The organism is Gottfriedia sp. NPDC056225 (assembly GCF_042267765.1).
Lineage (GTDB): Bacteria > Bacillota > Bacilli > Bacillales > Bacillaceae_G > Gottfriedia.
Map to the genome: position 1 here is coordinate 1 of NZ_JBHJTJ010000108.1, position 4,253 is coordinate 4,253.

Genomic DNA, 4,253 nt, shown 5'->3' on the forward strand with positions numbered 1-4,253 from the left:
CTAACATCTCGATTTCATTGTTAAGTAATTTGAATGAAAATTGTATCAATTCTAAAATTATTAAGCAATTAATAAATGAAAATTATGTAATGTCTGTGTAACTAATCTGCCATTTTGTTGAATAAGAAAATCAATCTTCTATCGAAGTATATAAGAATGGTACACCAAATCACTTAAAATATAGCTTGATATCAAACTTTACAATTATATAATGCCCATACTAACTACTAGAATAAATTACCTTTAGTACACCGATATTAACTTAGAGGTGAAGGTATATGCTAAAAAGAAGAATTGCTACTATATGTTTATACTACATTTTTTGTGTGTTTATTTTAGTACAACCATTAACGCAAAAATAAGATCTCCCAAATCAATTAATCAGCAAGATAATAATGAGTGCATTGAACTTTAAGAACGGTTAAATAGTCTTGAACCTACTAAGCCAATTACTATATTAAAATCTCCAGAACAAAAAGAAAGCGAGTGGAATTATCCTTTAAATACCTTTTCTATTTCTGAAATTTTAAGTAAAGGAACAGAAATACCTTTTAATTTAATTAAAAATGAACCAAATTATGAAAGACCAGTATATAAAGAGCAATGGTATAGCACCTATGGAAGATGGAGTTATATCCCAAGTAGGATATATTACGCTCAACATCGTTTATTCCCAATCTATGATATTGGACTTTCAGGTTTATTTAATATTGGAAATAATTTAGGTATTGGTTTTCCAACATTTCAAAATAAAACCGACCTTGACTTATATATTATTGTTTTTCAAACAAATGTTAGTAAAGTTTATACAAAAGAAAATCAAGTTGTTGTTGTTGGAAATCCACAACGTAATGGAGTTCAGGTTATAACTGTTAAAACAAAAGATTTCCATCCGTCTGATTTTAAGAAGATGTTACTTATACAAATGGCAATTAACAGTTATGAAATCGATTATTCACTTATTAATTATCAACCACCCGATTATTGGGAAAAACATATTAAACAAAATCAAAAAATACCTCAAATTTTAAAAACACGTGTAATTGAGCGTGTTTTTTCATTTTTTAAAGGAAGCTTCTTATTGAACTTTACTGCCTTATACTTAAATAAAAAAAGCTGCACATATGCAGCTTGTGATCTTCAACCATCGCTGAGCGTTAGTTCATCAAGAAATGAATAATAATAATTTGTGGAATTGATTTTAAACAATGACTTTTTCTTATACTATTATCCAGTATCAAAATGGATTTTTACAGTATCATTCAATGCCTACTGTGTTTCAATCTCACTAAGCATAATACCACTTAAATCCGGATTGCTACTTGATTCAGTGAAAAAGAAAAATCTTAGTTCATATTTCCCAAATCGATAAGTTAAGACAGGGCTTGTAACTTTCTGTTCTTGTTCTTCTTTATACGGTTTTCCAAGAGTGTTTTTTACAGTTACAAAAGATGCTTGGTAAAAACTTTCATGAGGCATAATTTTAATTACTTTATTTGTTTTTTCATCTATTTCAATAGTAGCATTCTTGTATCTTAATGTTAAACCAGGAATATTTTTATCTTCCGGCTCTCCCATCATCTTATATACCCCATTTTTAGTTTCTCCAATTGGAATTGGTACATCAGGAACTTTACCTTCTTTTGCTAACTTAGCAATCTCTTTTATTTCTGCAATTTGTTTCTTAGAGTCTTTACTTAAAATAGTGTATCGAGTCGTGTTAAAAAATTCTTCATCATGCCAAAAATTAAAAAGTAATTGATATTCTCCAACCCGATATACAACGTAATCTATCCCTTCTATTGAAGGTTTCCCGAAATAATTGGTTAGTTCATCACGCTTCAGTTTCTCAAGTCGTTTATCCACGGACGTAATTTTTTTTATTTTATTTTCATCAGTTATCTCAAACTTTGTATCATATTTCGAATAGATCTTACTTCTATATTTCATCGGAATAATTCCATCTGAAAAAAGATCCATAAAAAATGGATGCATCTTAGTTGGCTCTTTATTCATGTCTTCATCTTTTAATATATCAGACTTTCCCCATTTTTTTGTAATCAATACTGAAGATTCCCCAAGTTTAAAAGGGCTGTTAATCATTTTACCTTCTTTAGCTTGTTTCTCAATTTCTTCTAAAAAAGATTTCTTTTGTGACTCTATTTTATGTACCTTTAAAGAATGTTTTGTATTCTTGATGATCGTAGGTGAAAGAATGCCTAGTGCGATAACTGCCACAATTATTATTCCAATAATCATCTTTTTGTTATTAATATAATTCATAAATTTCCCCTTAATATTTTACTTACTATCATTATATTGAATATAACACATCGACCTAACAGTTGATTAATGTAATTTTAGATAATTTTGCATTTTATCCGTATTAGCTATTCTGCTAAATACGAAAAAAGCAGCCAATGGCTGCTTCCTAATGTTTAACAAACACATGCGTTAGTTGTACAAGATTTATTAATTTATTTCTCCTAAATAACAGATTTCTCCACCTTTTATATCTTCATCAATTAGGTCAGAATCCTTAATTTCTTCTCGTACACATGCAATTCCCATTCCAATAGGAACAGATAATTTCCACTTGTTCGTTAAATGATGTTGTACATCAATTGGAACACCTTTACTGTATTCGTCTTCGTAACCCATCCAAAATGTATTACTTTCATTCAAAGTAAATATATCAATTTTCGTTGAGTTCCAATCTCGAAAATCAACGGTTAGTATAATTCTTAGTTTTTCTCGGTTCGAAGGTTTTAGTTTTATTAAATGACTTGTTCTATCTATCATCAACTGAATACATTGTTTTTTTACACTGATTGGTGTTTTCGGTGAGATGAACAAGTCTGAAAGTCTAGTGGGAACATGACATTCCCAATATTGTTCCATTTCTATCGGGAATTTTTCTGTTAACTTAGTCCATTCTCTTTTGAATTTTTTTATCAAACGCTTTAAACCTCGCACTTTTTTATATCTTCTTTTCATAAGTTCCTCCAAATACTAAAACTACTTTATAGCATTCAATTTAATATAACAATTTTACAACACTATAGATTCGCTTGTTCAACTAATCTGCCATTTTGTTGTACAACTAATGTATGCGTTAGTTCAATAAGAATTTATTTATTTTCCGATTCATTAATCAACTTACAAAGATAGCCGACTATGTACTCTCTTTTTGTAGTTTCTTCGATATCATTATTTTCAACAAGTTCATCAATGCCTTTACTAATTACATTCCATAAAGGTGTATTTTCAAATTTCACATATGGATGTGACATTCTATTTCCTCCTTGCGTCTTAGTTCAACTAAAGCAATGCGTTAGCCATCCATGAATCCTCAGATTCATAACAGTGAATGGAAGTTTATACGGTACTCCCACACTAGTTGAATAAGAAATCCTTACAGTTCCGTTCTTTTATATATTTCTATAGTATTGAAAATTGCTACAAATATAGAATTAATTAGCGAGCTTATAATCAACCAAAAGTAAAAATCGTAATCATGTTCTGACCATTTTGAAACTAACACTAAAGTAAATAGTATAATAAATCCTATGCGTTTCCATTCAATTGCTAATATAGTCTTTAATTTATTCATGTTTGATTCCCAGTTTTTCCCCTCAACAAGTAATTCGATTTTGTCATGTAATGTGATATAAACATACCATATTTTTCGGATTTTGATTAAAAAACTTTACTAATTCTAGATTAACTAAACTGCCATTTAGTTCCACAAAAAAATCGGCTAAATAGCCGATAAGGTTGTTCAACTAAAGCATGCGTTAGTTGAATAAGAGCATATGATAAAGTTGAATCATAATTGAAAATATTAACTTTTTAATTTACTCCAATACTTTTTGCCACTGTAAAACATTCTTCATATGAAAATTCCATTCCAAACCACTTTTCAAATACATTTTTAATCAATAATATAAGTTCATTATTATTATTTACAGAATTTATCTCTTTAACGATATCTTTAATTTCGGGGTCATATTCATCTTCTGGTGCCCCACCAGCTAATAGCCCCAAAGAATCCCATTTATCTATTTCTAACTTTACTATTTCGTAATTCAAACTGTTCATTTCTTCAACTCCACTATAATTTATTTCGTAAAGATACTAAATCCTTATGTAACTAAAGCATGCGTTAGTTGCATAAGGTTTCCTTAATTTATAATATAATTTCACTTCAACGAAAAAATAAATCACTATAAATATATACACTTAATGGAATT

5 protein-coding genes are annotated in these 4,253 nt (G+C 28.9%); 1 reads left to right on the plus strand and 4 read right to left on the minus strand.

The annotated features are described in order from the left end of the window. The first annotated feature begins 925 nt into the window (after nucleotides 1-925). Complete coding sequence (locus tag ACFCYN_RS24990; RefSeq protein ID WP_375952786.1) at nucleotides 926-1,180, plus strand: hypothetical protein; 255 nt, start codon at nucleotides 926-928, stop codon at nucleotides 1,178-1,180. An 89-nt stretch (nucleotides 1,181-1,269) separates the two neighbouring features. Here ACFCYN_RS24990 and ACFCYN_RS24995 read toward each other — a convergent pair whose 3' ends face one another. The 4 genes from ACFCYN_RS24995 to ACFCYN_RS25010 form a co-directional block, all read right to left on the minus strand. After that, the gene (locus tag ACFCYN_RS24995) at nucleotides 1,270-2,283 is read right to left on the minus strand and encodes a DUF4309 domain-containing protein (protein WP_375952788.1); all 1,014 of its coding nucleotides are present in this window, start codon (nucleotides 2,281-2,283) and stop codon (nucleotides 1,270-1,272) included. 189 nt (nucleotides 2,284-2,472) lie between these two features. Further along, nucleotides 2,473-2,997, minus strand: a complete 525-nt coding sequence (locus ACFCYN_RS25000) for a DUF3916 domain-containing protein (RefSeq protein ID WP_375952791.1) — start codon at nucleotides 2,995-2,997, stop codon at nucleotides 2,473-2,475. A 134-nt stretch (nucleotides 2,998-3,131) separates the two neighbouring features. Further along, on the minus strand, nucleotides 3,132-3,293 hold the full coding sequence (locus ACFCYN_RS25005) for a hypothetical protein (protein WP_172444336.1): 162 nt from the start codon (nucleotides 3,291-3,293) through the stop codon (nucleotides 3,132-3,134). A gap of 559 nt (nucleotides 3,294-3,852) precedes the next feature. After that, a complete protein-coding gene (locus ACFCYN_RS25010) occupies nucleotides 3,853-4,101 on the minus strand; it encodes a DUF1871 family protein (protein ID WP_375952794.1) in 249 nt (82 codons plus the stop codon). Between the last annotated feature and the right edge of the window lie 152 nt (nucleotides 4,102-4,253).